The 22316-nt window shown below is 39.4% G+C and carries 25 protein-coding genes; 9 read left to right on the top strand and 16 right to left on the bottom strand.

The window, feature by feature from the left end:
* Nucleotide 1: 1 nt before the first annotated feature.
* The 12 genes from IPJ86_07975 to IPJ86_07920 form a co-directional block, all read right to left on the bottom strand.
* Nucleotides 2–460 (bottom strand): molybdenum cofactor biosynthesis protein MoaE, encoded by a 459-nt coding sequence (locus IPJ86_07975; GenBank protein MBK7887229.1) that lies wholly within the window; start codon nucleotides 458–460, stop codon nucleotides 2–4.
* Nucleotide 461: 1 nt separating this feature from the next.
* Nucleotides 462–1058, bottom strand: coding sequence for a hypothetical protein (locus IPJ86_07970; protein MBK7887228.1), 597 nt, complete (start codon nucleotides 1056–1058; stop codon nucleotides 462–464).
* Between the two features lie 57 nt (nucleotides 1059–1115).
* Nucleotides 1116–1580, bottom strand: coding sequence for a HesA/MoeB/ThiF family protein (locus IPJ86_07965; GenBank protein MBK7887227.1), 465 nt, complete (start codon nucleotides 1578–1580; stop codon nucleotides 1116–1118).
* Nucleotides 1581–1583: 3 nt separating this feature from the next.
* The gene (locus tag IPJ86_07960; GenBank protein MBK7887226.1) at nucleotides 1584–1817 is read right to left on the bottom strand and encodes a MoaD/ThiS family protein; all 234 of its coding nucleotides are present in this window, start codon (nucleotides 1815–1817) and stop codon (nucleotides 1584–1586) included.
* Nucleotides 1808–2401 (bottom strand): molybdenum cofactor guanylyltransferase, encoded by a 594-nt coding sequence (locus IPJ86_07955; protein MBK7887225.1) that lies wholly within the window; start codon nucleotides 2399–2401, stop codon nucleotides 1808–1810. Before IPJ86_07955 ends, IPJ86_07960 begins: the two co-directional genes overlap by 10 nt.
* Nucleotides 2398–3132, bottom strand: a complete 735-nt coding sequence (locus IPJ86_07950; GenBank protein ID MBK7887224.1) for a sulfite exporter TauE/SafE family protein — start codon at nucleotides 3130–3132, stop codon at nucleotides 2398–2400. The genes IPJ86_07955 and IPJ86_07950 overlap by 4 nt, the downstream gene beginning before the upstream one ends.
* Before the next feature lie 7 nt (nucleotides 3133–3139).
* The gene (locus IPJ86_07945; GenBank protein ID MBK7887223.1) at nucleotides 3140–3826 is read right to left on the bottom strand and encodes a hypothetical protein; all 687 of its coding nucleotides are present in this window, start codon (nucleotides 3824–3826) and stop codon (nucleotides 3140–3142) included.
* Nucleotides 3732–4271, bottom strand: a complete 540-nt coding sequence (locus IPJ86_07940; protein ID MBK7887222.1) for a hypothetical protein — start codon at nucleotides 4269–4271, stop codon at nucleotides 3732–3734. The genes IPJ86_07945 and IPJ86_07940 overlap by 95 nt, the downstream gene beginning before the upstream one ends.
* An 84-nt stretch (nucleotides 4272–4355) precedes the next feature.
* Nucleotides 4356–5339: a GTP 3',8-cyclase MoaA gene (gene moaA / locus IPJ86_07935; GenBank protein ID MBK7887221.1), complete on the bottom strand. Its 984-nt coding sequence runs from the start codon at nucleotides 5337–5339 to the stop codon at nucleotides 4356–4358.
* A gap of 99 nt (nucleotides 5340–5438) precedes the next feature.
* Entirely contained in the window at nucleotides 5439–5840 is a 402-nt protein-coding gene (locus tag IPJ86_07930; GenBank protein ID MBK7887220.1) for a hypothetical protein, read from the bottom strand.
* Nucleotides 5809–6303: a hypothetical protein gene (locus tag IPJ86_07925; protein MBK7887219.1), complete on the bottom strand. Its 495-nt coding sequence runs from the start codon at nucleotides 6301–6303 to the stop codon at nucleotides 5809–5811. Before IPJ86_07925 ends, IPJ86_07930 begins: the two co-directional genes overlap by 32 nt.
* Before the next feature lie 127 nt (nucleotides 6304–6430).
* Nucleotides 6431–6583 (bottom strand): T9SS type A sorting domain-containing protein, encoded by a 153-nt coding sequence (locus tag IPJ86_07920; GenBank protein ID MBK7887218.1) that lies wholly within the window; start codon nucleotides 6581–6583, stop codon nucleotides 6431–6433.
* A gap of 255 nt (nucleotides 6584–6838) precedes the next feature.
* Between IPJ86_07920 and IPJ86_07915 the strand changes: the two genes are divergently transcribed.
* The 4 genes from IPJ86_07915 (at nucleotide 6839) to IPJ86_07900 (ending at nucleotide 13236) form a co-directional block, all read left to right on the top strand.
* Nucleotides 6839–8194: a tail fiber domain-containing protein gene (locus IPJ86_07915; protein ID MBK7887217.1), complete on the top strand. Its 1356-nt coding sequence runs from the start codon at nucleotides 6839–6841 to the stop codon at nucleotides 8192–8194.
* 95 nt (nucleotides 8195–8289) lie between these two features.
* A complete protein-coding gene (locus tag IPJ86_07910) occupies nucleotides 8290–10779 on the top strand; it encodes a PIG-L family deacetylase (protein MBK7887216.1) in 2490 nt (829 codons plus the stop codon).
* 124 nt (nucleotides 10780–10903) lie between these two features.
* Entirely contained in the window at nucleotides 10904–12616 is a 1713-nt protein-coding gene (locus IPJ86_07905; protein ID MBK7887215.1) for a sodium:solute symporter, read from the top strand.
* Between the two features lie 74 nt (nucleotides 12617–12690).
* Nucleotides 12691–13236 carry a hypothetical protein gene (locus IPJ86_07900; protein ID MBK7887214.1) on the top strand — a complete coding sequence of 182 codons (546 nt, stop codon included), beginning with the start codon at nucleotides 12691–12693 and terminating at the stop codon, nucleotides 13234–13236.
* 47 nt (nucleotides 13237–13283) lie between these two features.
* Here the strand turns inward: IPJ86_07900 and IPJ86_07895 are convergent, their stop codons facing one another.
* Nucleotides 13284–14120, bottom strand: coding sequence for a DUF2911 domain-containing protein (locus IPJ86_07895; GenBank protein MBK7887213.1), 837 nt, complete (start codon nucleotides 14118–14120; stop codon nucleotides 13284–13286).
* Between the two features lie 194 nt (nucleotides 14121–14314).
* On the opposite strand from IPJ86_07895, the gene IPJ86_07890 reads away from it, so the two are divergent.
* The 5 genes from IPJ86_07890 to IPJ86_07870 all read left to right on the top strand — a co-directional run bounded on the left by IPJ86_07890 (nucleotide 14315) and on the right by IPJ86_07870 (nucleotide 18783).
* Nucleotides 14315–15535 (top strand): MFS transporter, encoded by a 1221-nt coding sequence (locus tag IPJ86_07890; GenBank protein ID MBK7887212.1) that lies wholly within the window; start codon nucleotides 14315–14317, stop codon nucleotides 15533–15535.
* A gap of 12 nt (nucleotides 15536–15547) precedes the next feature.
* Nucleotides 15548–16060 carry a YkgJ family cysteine cluster protein gene (locus tag IPJ86_07885; protein MBK7887211.1) on the top strand — a complete coding sequence of 171 codons (513 nt, stop codon included), beginning with the start codon at nucleotides 15548–15550 and terminating at the stop codon, nucleotides 16058–16060.
* A 9-nt stretch (nucleotides 16061–16069) separates the two neighbouring features.
* Nucleotides 16070–17395: an RNA methyltransferase gene (locus tag IPJ86_07880; protein ID MBK7887210.1), complete on the top strand. Its 1326-nt coding sequence runs from the start codon at nucleotides 16070–16072 to the stop codon at nucleotides 17393–17395.
* 44 nt (nucleotides 17396–17439) lie between these two features.
* Nucleotides 17440–18048 carry a DNA-3-methyladenine glycosylase 2 family protein gene (locus IPJ86_07875; GenBank protein ID MBK7887209.1) on the top strand — a complete coding sequence of 203 codons (609 nt, stop codon included), beginning with the start codon at nucleotides 17440–17442 and terminating at the stop codon, nucleotides 18046–18048.
* A gap of 222 nt (nucleotides 18049–18270) precedes the next feature.
* A complete protein-coding gene (locus IPJ86_07870) occupies nucleotides 18271–18783 on the top strand; it encodes a peptidylprolyl isomerase (GenBank protein ID MBK7887208.1) in 513 nt (170 codons plus the stop codon).
* A gap of 275 nt (nucleotides 18784–19058) precedes the next feature.
* On the opposite strand, the gene IPJ86_07865 is transcribed toward IPJ86_07870, so the two are convergent.
* The 3 genes from IPJ86_07865 to IPJ86_07855 all read right to left on the bottom strand — a co-directional run bounded on the left by IPJ86_07865 (nucleotide 19059) and on the right by IPJ86_07855 (nucleotide 22220).
* Nucleotides 19059–20330, bottom strand: a complete 1272-nt coding sequence (locus IPJ86_07865; GenBank protein ID MBK7887207.1) for an NAD(P)/FAD-dependent oxidoreductase — start codon at nucleotides 20328–20330, stop codon at nucleotides 19059–19061.
* A gap of 69 nt (nucleotides 20331–20399) precedes the next feature.
* Entirely contained in the window at nucleotides 20400–20726 is a 327-nt protein-coding gene (locus IPJ86_07860; GenBank protein MBK7887206.1) for a rhodanese-like domain-containing protein, read from the bottom strand.
* Nucleotides 20727–20804: 78 nt separating this feature from the next.
* Nucleotides 20805–22220: an MBL fold metallo-hydrolase gene (locus IPJ86_07855; GenBank protein MBK7887205.1), complete on the bottom strand. Its 1416-nt coding sequence runs from the start codon at nucleotides 22218–22220 to the stop codon at nucleotides 20805–20807.
* Nucleotides 22221–22316: the final 96 nt, after the last annotated feature.

Here is a 22316-nt window from a genome sequence, read left to right as displayed (position 1 = left end):
ATTAATTTTGAGGTATTTCTTTATTTTCTTTCCAAATATAAGTCTCATCTTCGAGAATTTCCCTCCCCCAAACAGGAACTTCTGCTTTGACTCTTTCAACGAGTTCAGAACAGGCATCTATGGCTGCTTTTCGATGCTTTGAAGAGGTGAAAATAAACAGGGAAATCTCACCGGCCTTCACATTTCCCAGACTATGATAAATATGCATACAAGTTAGGGGATACTTTTCAAAAATGGCTTCCCTGATTTCATAAGCGACATCTTCTGCCATGGGTTCATAAGCTGAATACAAAATTGAAATCACCTTCTTCTCCTTGATTTCATCGGCGCGAACCTGTCCGAGAAAAATATCATGAGCTCCAATTTCCAAATTAGCACTATGTTTTGAGATAGCTTCTGCAATGAATGCCGGTGTTATCGGCCCATCAACAAACATTGTCTTCTTCTTCTTTTCTGACATCTTAATTTTCCTTTTGAAACTCTAAATTAATCAATGCTTGAACACCTTCTCTAAGGCAAAACAATTTTCTTTCAGGAAAAATATTCTTAGCAATATCCAAAGCCAGACGACTTCGCACGCCGGAAGCACAAACGAAAATCACATTCTCCGCTAAAGTAACATTTTCTATTTCAGTTTTGAAAGTGGAAAGAGGAACATTTACGCTTGAAAACAAATCATTCTCTTTCACCTCCTCCTTTTCACGCACATCGATGATACTCCATTCTTCATTGAGCATCCATTCTTTCAAAGTGAAAGCAGCAATCACCTCATCAGAGGTAGCATTAACGGAACAAAAAGAATCGTAGTCAAAACGCATGAACTCCTCAACAGAACCTGGCATTCCGGAATGTACACCCGGGGAGACTTCCATTTCAAGTGTACGGTAATCGGAAATATCAATGGTAAATAATTTATTGATCAAGGGAATTCCGACGCCGGTAAGTATTTTAATTACTTCATTTGCCTGCATAAGGCCAATAATTCCCGGCAATACCCCTAAAACCCCCTCGGTAGTACAGGAGTTTGCTTCTCCGGGGGCAGGGGGCACAGGAAACAAATCTCTGTAGTTTGATGCAAAACCATTCGGATTAAAATTAAAAACACCAACCTGACCTTAATAACAGGAAACTGCCCCATACACCAACGGCTTATTCATCAAATGGCATGCATCACTTATCATATAACGGGAGGCAAAATTATCTGTAGCATCAACAATCAAATCATAGCAGGATAACAGATCGAAAACATTCGCTGTAGAAACAAAGCAACCGTGAGCAACTATTTTTACTTCAGGATTCTTCAGTTTCATTTTCGTAAAAGCCACCTGCACTTTTGATAAACCGACATCAGGGGTGTCAAACAAAATTTGTCGATGCAGGTTATTCAATTCCACATGATCACCATCGGCAATTCCAATTGTTCCTACTCCTGCGGCGGCGAGATACATTAACACAGGACATCCGAGTCCACCAACACCGATGATCAGTACCCGGGCATGAGCTAATTGCTGTTGCGCTTCGGGCCCAAAATCCTTAAGAATGATCTGGCGGCTATATCTATCGTTCCCATTCTTTTCCATACATCAACCTCCTGAAAAGGGCGGCATCAGTGCCACTTCATCTCCTGTACTGATCGGAAATGCATCAGCCACCACTTTCCTGTTCACAGCTACTATATAATTTAATCCGTTCAGTCCGGGATAATTTTTCATGAGAAGGCTACGCAGTGCAGCTACATCCTTCACTTCAGCGATTTCAATTTCCTTTAACCGGATCACCTCTGCTAATTTACCAAAAACAAGAATTTTTACACCCATCTTAGTTGTTTTTTTGCTATTTCAAAATCCTCCGGTGAATTGATATTCATGAAGGCCATTTCGTCCGCTTTGATTTCCGACACCCCATCCAGTGTTTTAAAATTAAAATGTTCAATTAATGTTTGCATTTTCCGCACACCGCCATCAAACTGTTCCTTCCATTTATCTTTACAAGATGAAGCATACACACCGCATAGGGGTTCGATCCTGTTCTTCACCAAAGGTACCGTAATTTCTGCACCTTCTGAGAATGAAATAATTCGTTGAATAATTACTTCACCTATGAACGGGGTATCGCAACTTAAGACAAACAATTTCGGTGCTATAGCATGCTGCAATGCTGTTGCAATAGCACTGGCAGGACCTTCTTCTTGAATCTTATCCGGCACCAATTCCAAACCAAATTGAACATACTCAGGATTGCCGGTACAGAGGAATATTCTATCTACACAATTTCGAAGATGATCAATGGCAAATTCAATCAGGAAACGGTTGTTCACTTTCAACAAACCTTTATCTGTCCCCATTCTCGAGCTCTTACCTCCGGCCAGAATATAGCCGTCTATTTGTTTGGCTGCGCTCATAGTATTATCAATTTAATTGTTGCTACTAACAATACAGCAGCCAGAACTCTTTTCAAAACAAGCGAATTCAATTTAAATGAACCCATATATGCACCGGCGAGACCACCCAGGAGCACAACTGTGATCAAAACAAAGTAAGAACCATCCAAGATGAAACCTACAACGGTATGACCCAACAATCCCGCCACCGAATTCACAAAAATATAGAGCGCAGAAATGGCAGCGGTTTCTTTCACATTTGCCCATCGTGCCAACAAAAGTAATGGGCTGAGCAATATCCCACCACCTACGCCCATCACGCCGCTCAAGAAACCGATTAATCCTCCTGCAACAAATGCCCATACCAAAGGAGGCTTTCGCTGTACACTTTCTATTCCCGGATTAAACAATCCCAATAAATTTAAAATCGGGAAGATGAGCAATAGACCCAAAATCACATGAAAAACATCTTCATCCACCATTAATGTGCCACCCAGAAAAGCAGCGGGAACAGAAGCCAAAGCAAAAGGATAAAACAATTCCCACTTAAAATATCCTGCACGGTAGAATTGAACAAAGGCAAGCATGGAAACCACTATATTTAACAACAAAGCCGCAGGTTTGATAAAATCGGGAGAAAAAGCATAGATGGACATTAAAGCAATGTAGCCGCTTGCACCGCCATGTCCTACGCAGGAATACATGCAGGCAATCAGCAGCAAGAAAAAATAAAATGCAAACGAAATTTCCATCCTTTGTTCAATTATCTATCAATAGAACCTCCAGCATATCACCCGGTTTCACATCTTGCTTATCCGGAGGCAAAATAACCAGACTATCTGCCACCACCATTGCATTCAACTTATAGCTTTCCTGATGATCCAGAATCTCCACACCACGTGCAGCTGTCCGGGCTTTTAGAATATTCGTTAAAGTCCCCTTCTTACTGTATGAATTCATTGCCGGCAAAAGAACAGTATGTGTATAGGGCACTTTCATCATAGCACTTATTGCTCTTAAAACAAAAGTGTAATAGCAGGATAACACTGCCGCCGGATTACCGGGAAGACCAAAAATTAATTTTTCACCGTTCACTCCAAAATACAAGGGCTTTCCCGGTTTCTGACGCACTTTATGAAATTTTTTCTTCACGCCACATTTCTCTAAACTTGCAGCCACAAAATCATAATCCCCCACCGAAACACCACCTGTCAGGATAAGAATATCCGATACTTTTAGTGATTTCCTGATCGCTTTTACCAAATCAGTCTCCTTATCCTTGCAATGCACAATAAGGGCAGGCACTATTTGTATTTTCCCTAAAGCCGCAGACAATCCAAACGAATTGCATTCAAATACATGACCGGGGGGAAGTCGATTTCCGGGTTGGGACAACTCTGAACCTGTAACCAATATACTGACACCCGGAGGAGCAAATATTTTCACTTTTTCTACGCTCTCCCAATGAAGCAAGATAGGAGATAGCTCCCACAGACAACACTTCACCCTTTCTGCAAGCAATGTTACCGGCTTTAATTTGCGACCCCTTTTTACGAATATTGGCCCCTTGTTGCAGAAAAGGATCATTTAAGTGAATAAAAGCACCATCTTTTATCACATTCTCCTGCACCACTACAGTATCAGCAGTAGCAGGTACAGCGGAACCTGTGAAAACTCTAACAACATCATTCGCTTTCAACAATTTTTTTGATACTTTACCAGCCGGGATTTCATCAATAATACGAAGAGGCGACACTTTATCCCACCTCTTAAAATTAAAAGCATAACCATCCATAGCAGATTGATGAAACGGAGGAGAGTCAGTGGTCACTTTTATATTTTCAGCCAACACCCGACCTACTGCCTCCAATAGAGGAACAGATTTAACCATTGAGCGGGAAGATGCTTAAGTACGATTTGCTGCGCTTCTCCGAACTCCGGCATGTGATCATGAATCATTCTTTTCACTTTCATATCAACCGCCTATTGAGATCATTGACCTGTTCATTAGTGCATCCGCTTTCAAATCTTCCATTGCTGCATCCATTTGCCCTCCCCGTTCGGCTTTCTTATCCCAAACACATTGACGAATCAGCTGTTCTACATCTTCCTGATTACGCAATGCAGAAAGCAAATCCACTTCTCCGGTTGAAAAAAGGCAGTTCTTCATTTTCCCATCTGCTGTCAATCGCAATCTGTTGCAGTTGCTGCAAAATGGATCTGACATCGTTGAAATAATTGCAAATGTCCCTTTATAATCGTGAACCTGAAAATTCCGGGCGGTATCATTCGGACGATCGTTCAATTTATAAAAATTAAATTTCCGGCTTGCTAAAGATAAAATTTCTTCTGCAGTAAAAACCTGAAGATGGTTCCAGTTATTGTCACGAAAAGGCATGTACTCAATAAAACGTACGTGCAACGGGTATTCCTTTGTCCATTGGATAAAATCAATTATTTCAAGATGGTTCAACTCTTTTAACACTACCATATTTACTTTGACATGAAAGCCTTCCCTGAGCAGCAAGAGAATATTTGACATGACTTTATCAAAATGATCCCGTTGCGAAATAATTTTAAAGGCATTCGACTCTAAAGAATCCAGACTCACATTCACAGAATTTATTCCAGCCTGTTTAAAAACTTCAATAAACTGATCCAGAAAAACGCCATTGGTGGTCAGCGTAAGTTTTACAGGATATTGTGAAAGCAGGTGTATGATTTCAGCCACATCCTTCCTGATCAATGGCTCACCACCTGTTAGGCGGATTTTCTTTACGCCCAATTTCACGAAAATTCCGGCAAGGCGATTGATCTCTTCTGCATTCATCAAATTTTTCCCTGCATAAAATCCATGGGGAGGGTCAACCGGCATGCAATAGGTGCAACGCAGATTACATTTATCTGTTAAGGAAATCCGAAGATAATCATGGTTTCTGTTAAATGAATCAGTCAGCATCTGTTCTTAATTGAATATCTATCACTACCATAAAAGTTGAAGTACAGGAATAAAAGTACGAAATTTACTCTTCAATTTAATTTTCACTCCAACGGCTTTTTATGTTTCCATCGGCGATGACTCCAAAGCCAAAATTCCGGATTTCCGAAGAATATCCTGTTCCAGCATCTTAGTATGTGCCTCCGTAATTTCTCCATACACGGTTTTCGATGGGTCGGGAATCAAGTCCCGGAATTCAATGGAATAATGTCCGCGGCAAATCTTATGAATACAACAAAAAACTACAGGACAATTATACTCTTTTGCATATTTCTCTGTCCCATAAAGCACTGCGGTATCCTGATTTAAAAATCTGGTCCAATAGGCATTTTTCACTTTTCCCGGAGACTGGTCTGTACCAAATATAGTAAGTGTCAGTGTAGATTTATTTTTCTCAAAAACGGGCTTTACATCCTTAATGGAAATCATTTCAAGACCATATTTTCCCCTTGTAGCACGCATTTTTTCGATCAAAAAATTTATTGGTCAAAGGCTTGTAAATGGCAATGCTCTGATGCTTCACTGCCTGATCAATGGCCACCGCAAAAAGTTCCCAATTATTAAAATGACCCCCGGCCAAAATTACACTTTTCCCTTCTGCAAAATACCGGTTGATCAATTCCGGATTCACAAATTTCATTCTTTCTCCCACTTCCTTCTTAGAAATGGTAAAAACCTTAAGACTCTCCACAATCAGATCTGCAAAATGACGATAAAATGCCTTTGCAATTCGGTTATGTTCTACTTCCGTTTTATCCGGAAAAGAACGTTTGATATTTCCAATAACTACCTTCTTACGATAGCCCAAAACAAAATAAAAAAGAAAAAAAAGAAAATCCGATATTCTATACAGAAAAAAATAAGGCAATAGCGATACAGGAAGTATGACGAGATAATACAATATTTTTCCGGGAAGTTCTCTCATCGTGAATTGTTGCGAATATCGGAACAAAACTAACATAGATATCAAAAAAGTGATAATGAGGCTTGCAACTATTCAAAAAAAAAGGCCCCTGATTAAAGAGACCGTTTTATGATTAATAATGTACGAACTAGTTGAAAACAAGACGGCTGTTTAGGACGGAACCACCTATATTTACTTTCACCATGTAAACACCCGCTTTCAAATCACTTACGGGAAGATTAATGATGTTTTTACCGCTCAGTGCTGAATACGATTGGTTAAAAGTCACCTGGCCTCTCAAAGTTTATAAAAACATAACCCTAATAATCAATGCAATAGCGAAAATAGCCATGATTTCCGTGATTTACACCCCAATCAGATAGTATTGAACAATGGTTTCAAAAACAATAAATAACTCAGCGTTGTGAATAAACAGACACTCGAATTCAGTAAAATTTGCAGTGGCTGCAGGTAAACAGAAAATAAATATGCTTTTTATTTCTAAATAGTAAATAAAGTCATAATTTTATAATCAAATAAAACTAAAACAATACTTATGAAAAAAACACTTCTCACTACAATTACTGTACTAGGCATTGCCTGCCTAAGTATGAATAGCCATGCACAAACAGGATGGTTATTACAGGGAAATTCAAATGCGACAACCAATGATTTTATTGGTACAATAAACAACATACCTTTAAAATTCAAAACCAAGAATGCAACCCGAATGGTGATCACCGGCACCGGTAAAGTTGGTATAGCAAATGCTGCACCTGTATCCCGATTGGATATTCTTGGATTGACTTCTGCGACTGAGCCGGTAGTAAACGTTACCGGAAAGTATGTAGGCAGTGCAGATGTTATTGCTATTAAAGGTACTTCCACTCCATCTGATACCAGCGGCATTGGAGTTCAGGGGGTCGGAAACTTAGCGGGTGTAGAAGGAATTAGTAATTTATTTGGAGTTAGCGGTTCCGGTATAATTGGAGTATTGGGATCATCTTCTGTAGCAGGAACAACAGGTTTTCCAACCGGTGTATGGGGACAATCAGACGGGGGAGAACAAGGAAACGGAGTTTTTGGAATCGCCGAAAATTCTACCCAAAATATATCTGTATGGGGAATTGCAACGGACACCGCAACGGTAGGCGGCGTTCGTGACTATGCAGGCTATTTTCAGGGAAATGTATTCGGATATCGCTACTTTCAACTCTCTGATGAAAGAATGAAAAAGAATGTACAGCCACTTCATAGCGTGTTGTCTCGCCTTATGAATGTGAAAACAGCTACCTACAATTATAAAACAGCTGAATTTCCAAAACTTCACCTTCCTGCAGGCTTGCAAACCGGCTTCCTGGCCGAGAACTTACAACAACAATTCCCTGATATGGTTGTAGAAACTACAATGCCGGAAAAAATTCATCCGAAAACAGGAAGAATTATTTCTGAAAAAGCCGATGTGAAAGTTGTAAATTACATGGGAATGATTCCGGTACTTACTTCTGCCATTCAGGAACAACAAGTACAAATTGCTGCCAAGGACGCTGCAATAGCTGATATGCAAAAGCAACTGATTGCCCTTGAAACACGTTTAGCCCGCCTCGAAGCGAACGCTCCTTCTACCAGTAAAACCGGCGCCAGCCTGAGTGATGTTCGTTTAGATCAGAATCAACCTAACCCATTTAGTAATTCCACAATTATCAATTTTGAAATCCCTTCAAATACAAGTGATGCAAGATTAATGATCACTACTATGGATGGTAAATTGATCCGTGAAGTAAGTATCAATGGTAACAAGTCCGGACAGGTTCAACTTTCTGCTGCAGATATGAGTGCTGGTTCATACCTCTATTCATTGTACGTGAACGGTGTTATGACAGCAACTAAAACACTGGTCATCACAAAGTAAATTAATTTACCAAGCATTAGGAAGGGTCGTTATCTGACAGGTAACGACCTTTCCTTTTTTAATGGCATTGTCTGTATCTTTGGACCTCTACAATCATGAAAAATCATTCAACACCTCTTCAGGTCATACTTCAATTGCTATTGATTATGACCTATAACAGCGCTCTGGCTCAATCTTCATCAGACATCTACCGTCGTATCAAAAAGCTGGAACAAACTACCACGGTTTTATATATTGCTGCACATCCGGATGACGAAAACACGAGATTAATCACCTGGATGTCGAAAGAAAAACTATTTCGAACGGCATATATTTCATTGACCAGAGGAGATGGTGGTCAGAATTTAATCGGAGCAGAACTTGGCGTAGACCTGGGTCTAATTCGCACCAGAGAACTGATGGCAGCACGAACTATTGATGGCGGTGAACAATATTTTACCCGGGCTTATGATTTTGGTTATTCAAAAACTTCAGAAGAAACGATTACACTTTGGAACCGAGAAAAAATATTGGAAGACATGGTGTATGTTATCCGTAAAATCAAACCCGACGTAATGATTTGTCGCTTTCCACCAGATCAACGTGCAGGACATGGACATCATTCCTCCAGTGCCCTATTGGCGAAAGAAGCATTTGATATGGCTGCTGATCCTTCTAAGTTCCCTCAACAAGTTACATCGTTAGGATCGTGGCAAGTAAAAAGGCTCTACTGGAATACATTTAAGTTTGGAGGGAACAACACTACAAGTGAACAACAACTAAAGATTGATGTGGGTAGTTATAATCCTTTGCTTGGAAAAAGTTACGGAGAGTTATCTGCCGAAAGCAGATCTCAGCATAAAAGCCAGGGATTTGGTGTACCCTCACAAAGAGGAACTCAAATAGAGTATTTCAGTCCGGTGGCAGGTGATACCAATGTGACTGATGTTTTTAAGAATGATAATTTCTGGGCCTCGCAAAAAGATGGAAATGAAATTATACAACTAATTAATAGCACACTTACGGCATTTGATTTCAAAAAGCCTTCCTCATCCATACCCTCTCTTATAAATCTTCGCAAAATCATTTCACAACTCCCTGATCATAGTATAAAAAATCAGAAGTTAAAAGAACTCGATCTCATCATTTCGGATTGTCTTGGACTGTGGAAATCCGCCTATTCATTCAGTGAAAAGTACGCCATAAACGATACCTTGCATGTGAATTTACAGATGGTCGTCCGCGAATATGATTCTGTTACGGTTCGTTTACTACGAAATCAATACAATGACAGCAGCAGTACCTTTTCACTTGTCAACCAAACGATGCAAAACAAAGCGATCATTCTGAAAGGACCATCTGCAACAACTCAACCGTATTGGCTGCAAACAACTCCCGACAAAGGTACCTTTAAGATTCCGGATATTTTACTTACAGGACAAGCATGGAATCCCGAACCCATTATTTTGCAAGCCGAAATTGTTTTAAAGGATAGCAGAATCCCCATTGAAATACCTGTCACTTATAAAGTAACCGATCCAGTAAAAGGCGAATCGATAAAACCTTTAGTGATAGCTCCCCTACTAACCGGTCGTCTATCCGAAAACACTTCTATTTATAATAATCTTAGTAAAAGAAAATATAAACTTAAACTTAAATACGAAGGTTCCCAATCGGAGCAGATTAAACTTTATACCGATATTACAGGAGATAAAGGATGGAAAATAAATATTACCGATACCCTTTTATCCTTTTCCCTAAAGGGAGAAGAAAAGGAAATCGATTTTTTCATACAGCCAACAGAGAAAACCTTGCAAGATGCTGCATTGAGTTTCAGATTTCAAATGAAAAATGCCACTACGGAACAACTGAAGAGTAGTAAAGAGATCACCTATGATCATATTCCACCTATTACGTGGTTTCCTGAACTTAAGACAACGTTAAAATTTGCCGATATTAAAACTAACGCGACTAAAATCTTATACATCAAAGGCGCCGGTGATGATGTAGCGGTCATGTTAAAGCAAATCGGAATTCAATCGGATGAAGTAACTGCAGAAGAAATTTCTGAAATTAATCTGGATCAGTATGATGCCATTGTAACCGGAATCAGAGCATACAATACCGATAAAAATCTTCCATCTGTATTCAGCAAAATAATGGCCTATGTAGAAAAGGGAGGAACATTTTTAGTACAGTACAATACCAATTCTAATCTTCATCCTGCATCGATCATGACGCCGTATCCATACACCATCAGCAGGAACAGAGTCACAGAAGAAGAGGCTGTAGTAACCTTAACGGATGAAAATCACCCCCTCTTAAATCATCCGAATAAAATTACCTCCAAAGACTTTGAAGGCTGGGTACAGGAACGAGGCCTATATTTCGCGACAAAAATAGATTCGGCTTTCACCAATATTTTATTGATGAATGACAAGGGCGAGCAACCGCAAGAAGGGAGTCTCATAGTGACCAAATATGGAAAGGGAACTTATATTTATACCGGGCTCTCCTTCTTTCGTCAACTTCCGGCTGGAGTTCCGGGAGCTTTCCGCTTATTTGCCAACCTCATCGGACAAAAGCCATCTAACGATAAGAAATAGAAACAACTGATCACCAAACTATGAGTAAGGAAGATGAAAAATACAAGTGGAAGAATTATCTGTATCTGATCGCATTTTTATTTTTCCAAATAGCATTTTATACATGGTTTAGTAATTATTTCCAATGAGCCTCCTCGACTGGATTGTATTGATCGTTACGTTATTCTCTGTAATTATTTACGGTATATATAAAAGCAGGGGTCAAAAAAATCTTGAGAGCTATTTTTTAAACAATCGCTCTTTGCCCTGGTATATTGTTCTGTTTTCCATTATGGGAACACAGGCGAGTGCCATTACGTTTCTATCAGCTCCGGGGCAAGCCTATACTGATGGAATGCGTTTTGTTCAATACTATTTCGGACTGCCGCTGGCGATGATATTTATATGCATTTTCTTCATTCCTATTTACAGTAAGCTGAACATCTATACGGCGTATGAATATCTGGAAAAAAGATTTGACACCAAAACCAGATTGCTCACCTCCTTTCTTTTCCTGCTTCAGAGAGGTTTATCTACCGGTATCAGTATTTATGCTCCATCACTCATACTTTCTTCCTTATTGGGTTGGAATATTCATCTTACCAACTTATTGATGGGAGGTTTGCTCATCATTTATACAGTAAGTGGCGGAGTTAAAGCGGTATCGTATACCCAAACGCAGCAACTCATCATTATTTTTCTTGCCATGTTCCTTTCCGGATACATGGTGGTTCATTTACTGCCGGAGGATATGGGATTTGCAGACGCGTTAAAAATTGCAGGGGCATCCGGTAAATTAAATGTAATCACGAGCGGTTTCAATGAAAATGGCTTCAACTGGAATGACAAGTACAATATTTTCAGTGGTATTATTGGGGGATTCTTTCTCGCGCTCTCCTATTTCGGGACAGATCAATCGCAAGTTGGTCGTTACCTGACTGCAAAAAATACCAATGAAAGCAGAGCAGGATTATTGATGAACGGATTTGTCAAAATCCCTATGCAATTTTTAATTTTATTGGTGGGTGCATTGGTTTTCACCTTTTATACTTTCTATAAGAGTCCGGTCTATTTTAACACGAAAATGCTGGATTCAGCGAGAGAAGGTAGCTATGGGAACGAAATTTCAGACATTGAAACAAATTATTCTTCCTTGCAAAAATTGCAGAATGAAGTAGCTGTTAACTACCTGAATGCTGAAAAATCCGGAGACGAGATGCGTAGTTATTTCTATAAATCAAAACTTGATTCTTTAAGTATTTTAAACACAAGTCTAAGGAAGAAAGCGGCAACACTCATTCAAAAATCAAATGCCTCTGCAGATTCCAATGATACCAATTATATTTTTCTTCACTTTGTTGTAAATAATTTACCACGAGGATTAGTCGGATTACTCATCGCTATCATATTCCTTGCCGCATGGGGTTCCATTGCCGCTGCATTGAATTCACTGGCCTCGACCTGCATGATCGACTGGCATCATCTGGCACGACCTAAGGATCGAACGGATGCCCGAAATTTGAAATTATCCAGATACTATACATTAGCCTGGGGGATCTTCTGCATTATTGTAGCACAATTAGCAGGAAGAATGGGCTCATTGATAGAAGCAGTGAATATTCTGGGATCTCTCTTCTACGGAACAATTCTGGGTATTTTTTCAGTAGCGCTCTTTTTGAAATCAATTGAGGGAAATCAGGTGTTTATTGCTGCACTGATTACTGAAGTATTGGTGATAGCCATCTATTTTTCCGATACCATTTCATTTCTTTGGTTAAACCTCATCGGTTGTGCCTTTGTGATTCTGTTATCTCTCCTCTTAAAACTGATTCTTCCTAAATTTCAGGTCACCGGATAAAAATCGTACTTTTTTATTGGAATTCTTTGGTATTTTTCCTAAATTGGTCTCCTATAATTTACAAAATCCAAATCATGAAAAGATACCTCTACGCTCTGTTAGTCGCCATGGTACTTACTACCACTTCCTGCGACAAAGATAACCCCACTGCATTTTCATTTACAAATGACTATGCAGAATTCACTATTCAGGTTAATCCTACGACAACACAAGGTAATATTGAAATGGGAACTATTGAATTCGATACCGATATACAAGGACTTGTGTCTGATAATGGGGTAAGTATAGATAATTTGAATTCTGTAAAAATCAAAGCAGTAACTTTGACAATGATAGACAGCAATAGTACACCGTATACCTTTGATCTGACCAATAAGATAAATGCAGAAATAGGAAATTTGAGTGGTACCGGTTTGATCGAGTTTGCAAAAAAAGATCCTGTTCCCACCGGCGGTTTAAATACAATTGACCTCGATGTTTCAGATGTAGAACTACTCAGTTATTTTAAACAATCTAAATTTAAATTCAAGTTATCCGGATTTACTACGGCACCTATAGACCATGTCTTTGAAGTCAAAATTGGGCTGACTGTGAAATTTGAAGGAGAAGTGATTAAATAAAAAAAGGGGAGTTTTTAGCTCCCCTTTTTATTAAATTTTCTTTCATATTATTTCAAAGTCTCGATTAACTTTTCATTCAATCGCACATAATTATCATCGCCTTGTTCTTTTGCGATGGCAATAGACTTATTTGCCGTTTCAACAGCTTCTTTCTTTAAGCCCATCTTCGCCTGACAATTCGCTTTTTGATGAACCAACCAATAGGCTTTAGGATTACCTGCAATAGCTTTGTCATACCATTCCGCAGCTAACTTCAAGTCCTTTCCATTCTCCATATAGTAATTAGCCGCAGCACCATATGGTCGGCTATCATTTACTACCAATTTCTGAATATCCTTCATAATCCGGCCATCGATATCAGTACTGATCCCCACTGAAACCATTGTTTTATCCCACATCAATTGCAAATCACATGAATTATTTTTAATGTTCTCCAATTGAATGGTAAAAGTTTCTACTTTGCTGCTTAATGCAGATGGCTTCACATTCATGCGAACAACATCTTCTTCTTTCTTATAATCATCAGCACCTGTAGTTGTTGTGCTTTTACTGATAATGACCACCCATTCTGTTTGACCGGGAATTGTCAATAAGCCATACTTTCCGGGGTTCACTTTTACACCACCTATCATCACTGTGTCGCCAAAAGAAATTGTAGTTGCTGAATTTGCACCAGTTCTCCACAATGTACCAAAAGGAACAATATCCCCAAATATGGTACGATTCTTAACACCAGGGCGGGAATAAGAAATTTCAATAGTTGATAATGCGAAATCCTGCTTCAATGTTTGTGAAGGTGAAGGAGCAGGAACTTTCAGAGATTGTGCATCAGCAACCAGGGTTGCGAACACAATGGCACAGGAAACAAGAATAAGTTTTTTCATATTTATATGTTTTAAGAATATTTATTTTTTTACCGGTGGGCAAAGTTCCACAATTAAATTGGAAATAAGTTCAATGCTTATAAATTAAATTATCATTGCCGCATATCAGTTAAAGTACATATTCTACTTATAGCGCACTGAATATCAACAAATTGAATTTACAGTAAAAACACCTAGATTCGCCATACTTTAATATGTCACTCCAAAAATCACCCTTCAATCTCGTTGTTTTCGCGGCCGGCCTTGGCTTTTTTATTGATGCATTTGATCTTTTTCTCTTTAATATTTACAGGATTCCCAGTTTGAAGGACTTAGGATTAAGCGGAAAAGACCTCACCCGCACGGGTGAAAATATTTTAGCGATTCAGATGGCTGGGATGATTGTAGGCGGAATAATCACAGGAATTATTGGTGACCGGAAAGGAAGGGTATACGTTCTTTATGGATCGATCTTGTTATACTCAATTAGTAATATTGCGAATGCCTTTGTTGAGGATACTACTTCTTATGCAGTGATTCGATTTTTGGCCGGGGCGGGTCTTGCAGGAGAGCTTGGTGCCGGCATTACATTGGTGAGTGAATCGATGACCATTGAGCGACGAGGCTATGGAACTATTATGGTAGCGACTTTAGGAGCAATGGGTGCAGTAACTGCAGGATTAATTGGAAACGTCGTTCCCTGGAGAATCGCATTTTTCGCCGCGGGCTGTATAGGATTGCTACTTCTCCTTCTAAGAATGAGCACGATAGAACCTGAAATGTTTAGTAAGCGAACATCAGCTGATGGCATTATGAGAGGATCCTTTCCTTTACTATTTTCCAATAGAAAACGTTCACTCACTTATTTAGCTTGTATTCTAACCGGTATTCCCATTTGGTACAGTGTGGGACTTTTAATTACTCTTTCTCCTGAAATTGCAGCATTAAAAAACATTGAAGGTTTACAACTGGCGACCTGCTTTATCCTTTTTCAAATTGGAATAACTGTTGGAGATTTAAGCAGTGGGATTCTAAGTCAACTTCTAAGGACCAGGAAAAAAGTGATGATCGCCTATATGCTTTTCGCTCTGGCATCTACCCTCTTTCATTTTATTCTCATCAGTAATAGTTCCGGTATATATCTTACTTCCTTACTTATGGGAACAGGTTGCGGCTATCTTTCGGTTTTTGTGACTGCCACAGCCGAACATTTTGGAACCAATCTCAGAGTTTTGATAACTGCTACTGTCACCAATTTTATGCGTGGTGCCGTTACATTGCTGGTTCCACTACATCTTTGGTTAGAATCATATTTCAGAATAGATCTTATTCAAAGTCTTGCCATAACAGGAGGAATCGTCTGGAGCCTGGCATTGATCGCTGTATTTTATCTACCTGAAACATATGGGAAAAATCTCGATTTCATTGAAGAATAACTAAAACACAAGGTGGAAATCAATTTAAGTAAAATAGCAGACGCAGCAAGGTTTCAACAACAAGAATTGCAAATTCTTCTCAAGAAGGTAATAGCTGCGAACGCCAAAGAATTCGACCAAATCATATTACCCATAGCAAAAGATATTTCCACCGCAATCGACTGCCGGCTATGTGCAAATTGTTGCAAAGTTTTAGAAGCCGGAATCTCACCTGATGAATTAATAAAGTTGGCTCACTTAAAAGGACTTTCGCAAGAAGATTTCACAAATTCAGAAGTTTCTACTGAAGATAACACGAAAATTCAGTTTCTAAGTAAAAAACCATGTATCTTTCTCTCCTGTAATTTATGCACCATCTACACATCACGACCCAATGCATGTATTTCTTTCCCTGATTTGGAAAGACCTCTTGTAAAATATAGAATACGAAAAATTATAGCTCATTATGGAATTTGTCCGATTGTTTTTCACACGGTAGAAAAACTAAAATTACATTACGCTGTGGAGAAGCAAAAGAGAAATTGAACTAACGCCATGCAAGGACTATATGAAGATTTTTATAAAAGAATGCACCATCAATTGGGTGGTGAAGCTTCTTCTCTTATAGCCTGCTTACAAGGACCTTCACCAGTAAGTATTCGAATCCATCCCGAAAAAGACAATGGACTTTTCCGTGATGCCACAAAGGTGAGCTGGTGTTCACAAGGAAGATACTTAAAGGACAGGCCTGTTTTTACACTCGACCCTTTGTTCCATGCCGGCTGTTACTATGTGCAGGAAGCAGGGTCGATGCTTATTGAATCCATATTAAGGGATGTGATCGGGGATTTGAAAACCGCTAATGTACTTGATCTCTGCGCAGCCCCTGGAGGCAAAACAACACATCTGATTAGTCTTCTCTCCAAAGACTGCAATATCATCTGCAATGAAATAATTCCCGGACGGAATAAAATACTCAGACATAACCTTGCGAAATGGGGATATTCAAATAGTATCGTCACGCAAAATGAAGCAAAAGATATAGCGACTAGTACTGTTTTATTTTACCTTATTGTAGTAGATGCTCCTTGTAGCGGAGAAGGACTCTTTAGAAAAGATCCGGAAGCTATACGGGAATGGAGCCCGGAACAGGTGGATGTTTGTGCAGTGCGACAGACAAATATTTTAGAGGATATCATTCCCGCTCTTAAGCCGGGGGGGTACCTGCTTTATTCTACATGTACGTATGAACCTTCCGAAAATGATCAACAAATAGAACGACTACTCCTACATCATCCTTTCATTAACATTACTCCTCCCGCACCTGAAGGAATAGTAGCTACCACTCATGGATGGCAATCCTTTCCTCATAAAGTTGCAGCGGAAGGCTTTTACTGTTGCCTTTTACAATACAAGGGTACCGGCAATAAAAAACAAAACATTGAACAAAATTTTAAAACCGATCGTTCCTTTAATAAAGGCTTGTGGCTGAAAGAACCGGATAAATTTGAAGTAGTTCAGCAGGAAGAATATCTGAATGCAGCTACCCCGGCTATCATCTCTCTGACAAAAGCACTAGCAAGAAAATGTTATATACGTCAATCGGGCTTACCTCTTGGACAGACCAAGGGAAATGATTTTATTCCCGCACCGGAATTAGCCATGAGTCTTCAATTAAAAAGCGACACACCCGCTTGTTCTCTTCAGCTAAAAGAGGTTTTACATTTTTTAAGAGGAGATTCCATCATAGCTGAATCTGAAATGGAAGGCTGGCATCTCATTAACTTTGAAGGTCATGCATTAGGTTGGGCAAAGAAGATCCGACAACGATGGAATAATTACTATCCTAAAGACTGGAGAATTCGAATGGCGATTCCTTAAAAATAGTTGGTTAAATACATGAATAATATATCATACCTTGCACCATGAATTGGGATTTAAGTACTGCTTATAAAGTCTTGAACAAAGATCCGCATTTGAAAATCATCATTAAGGAAACCGGCAAACTCGACCATACCGGGCATAAAGATCTTTTTACTTCACTATTGAGAGCTATCGTTTCACAACAGCTTTCAACAAAGGCTGCCGATACCATCTGGAGCAGATTTATCTTACTCTTCGATCAACAGCAGCCGGTAGCGGAATCCATACTCCAATTAGACCCTGAGCTGATGCGCAGTGCAGGATTATCTTATCAGAAAGCGGGCTACCTGAAAAACATTGCCACCTTTTCGTTGGAGCAAACACTCGATTATCGCAAACTTTATAGAAAAAGTGACGAAGAACTTATCCTCTATCTCTCCTCGATTAAAGGTGTAGGCAGATGGACGGCGGAAATGCTATTGATGTTTAACTTAAACAGACCCGATATTCTTCCAGTTGATGACATTGGCATACAACAAGCGATGATAGCGCTATATAACCTGAAAGAAGAAAGGAAGGAACTCAAACAAAAAATGATAGAGATTTCAAATACATGGAGGCCGTACAGAAGTCTGGCCGCTCGACATCTATGGAGATGGAGGGACTTTTAAAATTTATTTTTGTTTTATCTCTAACTTCTTATGAATGGATAAGGACTTTCGAGTGGCCTTTCTCCGCAATTATTTGTTTCACAATCAATTAATTTTGAAGAGCACATGAATTTAAAACACCAAATATTCAGTAAATTTGCACCTGCCTGTAGTAGGCCATTCAACAACCCAAAGTGTCAGAAATCACATCTTGTACTCTGTCCTTTGTAAAAACTAAACACAATGCAAATCGGACAGAACAAAGTAGTAACAGTGACTTATGTTTTACATAGCAGTAAGGCAGGCAGTGAAAAAAACATGGTTGAGGAAACAGGAGAAGAGAATCCACTCGTATTTCTGGTAGGTTCAGGTCAACTTATTCCTGCCTTTGAAGAAAATTTAATGGGATTAACTTCAGGCAGTCCTTTCGCTTTTAATATCAATTCAGGAGAAGCGTATGGAGAGATGGAGGAAGATGCATTGGTACGTGTTCCGGACGATATGTTTAAGGTAGACGGTGTATTGGATCTGGAAGTTTTACGCATTGGCAATATGGTTCCATTGCTGGACAGAGAAGGAAATCAACTGGTCGCAAAAATTGCAGGAATAGAAGATACTACTATTTTATTAGATTTTAACCACCCGCTCGCAGGTCAGGATTTGCATTTTAGCGGCACGGTTGTGAGCGTGAGAGAAGCCACTGCTGAGGAATTGTCGCATGGACATGCGCATCATCCGGGGATGCACGATCATTAATTCAGAATTCAGAATGCAGAATTCAGAATTTTGAATTTTGAATGTAGGATTCAGAATGTAGAGTTCAGAAGGCAGAACCTGTTTGCTACAGGTAGATTGTGGTATGCTACAGGAAGTTATAGTTTTAAGTATGAGAATGTAGGATTAGCTCGCTATAGACAAGTGCAATATTCCGAAATCCCAATTCCGAAATCCCGATTCCATATTCCCGGTTACCTATTCCCAATTCTGAATTCTGAATTCTGCATTCTGAATTCTGAATTCTGAATTAACTTCTATTCCATCATCTTTCCTTTCATCATCATATTCCAATAGAGGAACGGGAGACCATACTTCTTCAAAATCCACATACTGTATTGCTCCTTGGAGGTATCCCAAAATTTACTGAGTAATGGATCTGAATCGCGGACATTATCATATTTAAATTCTGCGAGCACCATTTTACCATAACCTGTAACTAATGGACAAGAGGAATAACCGGAATACTCACGGGAGAGTGTTCCGCCATGTTTTATGAGTGAGAGTATATTCTCTACTACAACTGGTGCTTGTTTTCGAATAGCTGCACCCGTCTTCGCGGTTGGAAGTGCTGCAACATCCCCAAGACCAAAAACATTTGGATAGAGAGCGTGCTGTAAGGTCTTAATGTTCACGTTCATCCAGCCTTTAGAAGGACCGTCCTGATGCGCTAGCATAGATTCACGGATAAAATCAGGTGCTTTCTGCGGAGGCGCGAGATGAAGCATGTCATAGGACATCTCTATTAAATTTCCCTCCTCAAACTTCTCTTTTATAGAAGCATCCGCAGCAAGATTATTGGTAGATGTCTCCGGCTTGGTATACTTAAACCAGATTTTCTTTTGCACAGCATCTATCTTTACCGGATTGTAAAAAAAGCGGGTGATTATTTTCTTTCTCTTAATGACTTCGTTCAACGTATCCGCAAAAGCTTTAACTCCAAAAATGGAAGATCCCGGAGACGCATAAATAACATTTGTTTTATCGCGAACACCGCTCTTTACAAATGCTTCCTCAGCAAGATACATGATTTTTTGAGGTGCGCCGCCACATTTTATTGGCGATGAAGGCTGGGTAAAGACGGCATTCCCACCTTTGAAATTCTTCAATACTTCCCAGGTATGTTTGGGATCAACATAATTGCTGCAAACCGAATCCGTTTTCAATGCTTCACGCAAGCCAGGCATGGCATCCAAATCCATAATTAAACCCGGAGTAACGACTAAAAAATCATAGATATGTTCTCCCGAATCTTTTGTTATCACCTTATTCTCTTCCGGAACTACTTTAACAGCAAAATCTTTTATCCACAGCACCCCTTTTGGAATCACCGAAGATTCATTGCGACGCGTATCCTCAAAATTAAAAGTGCCCGCGCCGACCAATGTCCACGCTGCCTGATAATAATGATCACCGGAAGGTTCAATAATTGTAATATCTACTTTGGGATTCACCCTCTTCATATAAGCTGCAGTCATAATCCCTCCACTACCGCCGCCAATGATGAGTACCTGATGTTTCGTTTTCATAATAAAATATTTAATTTGTTAATTACAATTATAGCATTTGAAAGTAAGCCATCCATTAGTTGTATAGGATTACTTCCACGAACTAATTCCTCCTTTCAGATTATAAACTTTATAACCTTCACTAGACATCATTTTACATGCCGTTGCACTCCGCGCTCCACTTCTGCAAAACAGAAAATATTCCTTAGACTTATCTAATTTAACAAACGCTTGTTTAAATCCTGTGCTCATCACGTCAACATTTACTGAACCCTGAATAGTACCTGATTTAAATTCAGCCGGTGTGCGAACATCCAGCAACGTCGCATTTGGAGTTTGTTTGTATTTCAATTTAAATTCAATACCGTCCAGGCTCTCGAATTCGCTTGCAAATAACTTTGAAATAAATTTAAACATCTTTTCTTGTTTTGAGGATTCTATTTAAATAAATTAGTCCGGGATCAGGATATAATTTCCTGACCCCGGAATTTAATTTTACAACATTGTAGTAGGAGCAACGTAATCGCTCACTTTAAATTTCCCGGTATCTTTGAGCGCTTTAAATCCGCCGGCTATATTTACCAGGTTATTATATCCACGTGCTTTTAATATTGAAATAAATATTACAGAACGATATCCTCCTGCACAATGAACGAGTGTTTTCTTATTGCGATCAATTTTTGTCATGCTATCGTTCACAAAATCAAGAGGAGCGTTTACTGCATTCAGGAGATGCTCTGCGTCATACTCGCTTTTTTTACGGACATCCATTATAGGAAGAGATGGGTCATTGCCGGTCAGTTTATATACTTCTTCTGCAGAAACTGATTCAATCGCATCCACTTCATGTTTTCCTTTCATCCAGGATTCAAATCCACCATCCAGATAACCGATTGTGAAATCATAACCCACCCGTGACAACCGCGTAATGACTTCCTCTTCATTTCCCGGTTCACAAACAATTAATATTTCTTGTTTCAGGTCAGGAATCAATGCACCTGCCCACGGAGCGAAATTACCATCCAGTCCTATATTAATTGCATTAGGTATAAAGCCTTTTATAAATTCTTCCGGTTTACGCGTGTCCAAAATCATAGCATCTGTTTCGGCAGCTACCATCTTAAACATTTCAGGAGTTAAGGGCTTTGCGCCACGGTGCATTACTTCGGTAAAGCTCTCATAGCCCTTCTTATTCATGGCAGCATTTTTAGGAAAATATGCAGGAGGAGGCATCAATCCGGTTAGAACCTCTTTCACGAATTCTTCCTTAGTCATATTGGATCTCAATGCATAATTTGACATCTTTTGATGACCTAAAGTATCTGTTGTCTCGTCTGACATGTTCTTGCCGCAAGCAGATCCGGCACCATGTCCGGGGAAAACGATCACTTCATCCGATAAATTCATTATTTTATTTCTCAAAGAATCATAAAGATAGCCCGCCAGTACTTCTTGCGTAATTGCACCTTTTTGTGCCAAATCAGGGCGACCTACATCTCCAATAAACAAGGTATCACCTGTAAATACTGCATAGTCTTTTCCGTTCTCATCTATCACCAAAAAACAACTGGACTCCATCGTGTGTCCGGGAGTATGTAATACTTTAATTTTAATTTTTCCCAATGTTAAAATCTCACCATCTGTAGCAACATGCGCCTTAAACTCCGGTTGAGCTGTCGGACCAAAAACGATTTCTGCTCCTGATTCTTTTGCTAAATCGAGATGACCGGAAACAAAATCAGCATGAAAGTGCGTTTCAAGGACATACTTAAACTTCGCATGATCCTTCGCAGCCCGTTCCATATAAGGTGCGAATTCACGTAATGGATCAATGATAGCGGCTTCACCATTGGATTCAATGTAATAAGCGCCATGAGCCAAACAGCCGGTGTAGATTTGTTCAATTTTCATGATAGTTATTTTTTAAGGTTATATTTAACGGGGGTATTATTTATTCTACAAATTTACACGGCTCCCTCCCCTCTTCGAGCTACTTATGTTACATGA

The sequence above is a fragment of the Bacteroidota bacterium genome, from assembly GCA_016713925.1.
Classification (GTDB): Bacteria; Bacteroidota; Bacteroidia; order AKYH767-A; family OLB10; genus JAJTFW01.
This window is presented reverse-complemented; position numbering and strand designations above follow the sequence as displayed.

Excerpts from the sequence above, each read along its gene's own strand:
- IPJ86_07930 (MBK7887220.1), bottom strand. The coding sequence starts at position 5,840 with ATGCGTGCTACAAGGGGAAAATATGGTCTTGAAATGATTTCCATTAAG.
- IPJ86_07955 (MBK7887225.1), bottom strand. The coding sequence starts at position 2,401 with ATGAGCGCAGCCAAACAAATAGACGGCTATATTCTGGCCGGAGGTAAG.
- IPJ86_07870 (MBK7887208.1), top strand. The coding sequence starts at position 18,271 with ATGCAAATCGGACAGAACAAAGTAGTAACAGTGACTTATGTTTTACAT.
- moaA (MBK7887221.1), bottom strand. The coding sequence starts at position 5,339 with ATGCTGACTGATTCATTTAACAGAAACCATGATTATCTTCGGATTTCC.
- IPJ86_07940 (MBK7887222.1), bottom strand. The coding sequence starts at position 4,271 with ATGGTTAAATCTGTTCCTCTATTGGAGGCAGTAGGTCGGGTGTTGGCT.
- IPJ86_07895 (MBK7887213.1), bottom strand. The coding sequence starts at position 14,120 with ATGAAAAAACTTATTCTTGTTTCCTGTGCCATTGTGTTCGCAACCCTG.
- IPJ86_07965 (MBK7887227.1), bottom strand. The coding sequence starts at position 1,580 with ATGGAAAAGAATGGGAACGATAGATATAGCCGCCAGATCATTCTTAAG.
- IPJ86_07900 (MBK7887214.1), top strand. The coding sequence starts at position 12,691 with ATGAAAAGATACCTCTACGCTCTGTTAGTCGCCATGGTACTTACTACC.
- IPJ86_07880 (MBK7887210.1), top strand. The coding sequence starts at position 16,070 with ATGCAAGGACTATATGAAGATTTTTATAAAAGAATGCACCATCAATTG.
- IPJ86_07975 (MBK7887229.1), bottom strand. The coding sequence starts at position 460 with ATGTCAGAAAAGAAGAAGAAGACAATGTTTGTTGATGGGCCGATAACA.
- IPJ86_07950 (MBK7887224.1), bottom strand. The coding sequence starts at position 3,132 with ATGGAAATTTCGTTTGCATTTTATTTTTTCTTGCTGCTGATTGCCTGC.
- IPJ86_07910 (MBK7887216.1), top strand. The coding sequence starts at position 8,290 with ATGAAAAATCATTCAACACCTCTTCAGGTCATACTTCAATTGCTATTG.
- IPJ86_07925 (MBK7887219.1), bottom strand. The coding sequence starts at position 6,303 with ATGAGAGAACTTCCCGGAAAAATATTGTATTATCTCGTCATACTTCCT.
- IPJ86_07875 (MBK7887209.1), top strand. The coding sequence starts at position 17,440 with ATGAATTGGGATTTAAGTACTGCTTATAAAGTCTTGAACAAAGATCCG.
- IPJ86_07855 (MBK7887205.1), bottom strand. The coding sequence starts at position 22,220 with ATGAAAATTGAACAAATCTACACCGGCTGTTTGGCTCATGGCGCTTAT.
- IPJ86_07905 (MBK7887215.1), top strand. The coding sequence starts at position 10,904 with ATGAGCCTCCTCGACTGGATTGTATTGATCGTTACGTTATTCTCTGTA.
- IPJ86_07890 (MBK7887212.1), top strand. The coding sequence starts at position 14,315 with ATGTCACTCCAAAAATCACCCTTCAATCTCGTTGTTTTCGCGGCCGGC.
- IPJ86_07865 (MBK7887207.1), bottom strand. The coding sequence starts at position 20,330 with ATGAAAACGAAACATCAGGTACTCATCATTGGCGGCGGTAGTGGAGGG.
- IPJ86_07915 (MBK7887217.1), top strand. The coding sequence starts at position 6,839 with ATGAAAAAAACACTTCTCACTACAATTACTGTACTAGGCATTGCCTGC.
- IPJ86_07860 (MBK7887206.1), bottom strand. The coding sequence starts at position 20,726 with ATGTTTAAATTTATTTCAAAGTTATTTGCAAGCGAATTCGAGAGCCTG.
- IPJ86_07960 (MBK7887226.1), bottom strand. The coding sequence starts at position 1,817 with ATGGGTGTAAAAATTCTTGTTTTTGGTAAATTAGCAGAGGTGATCCGG.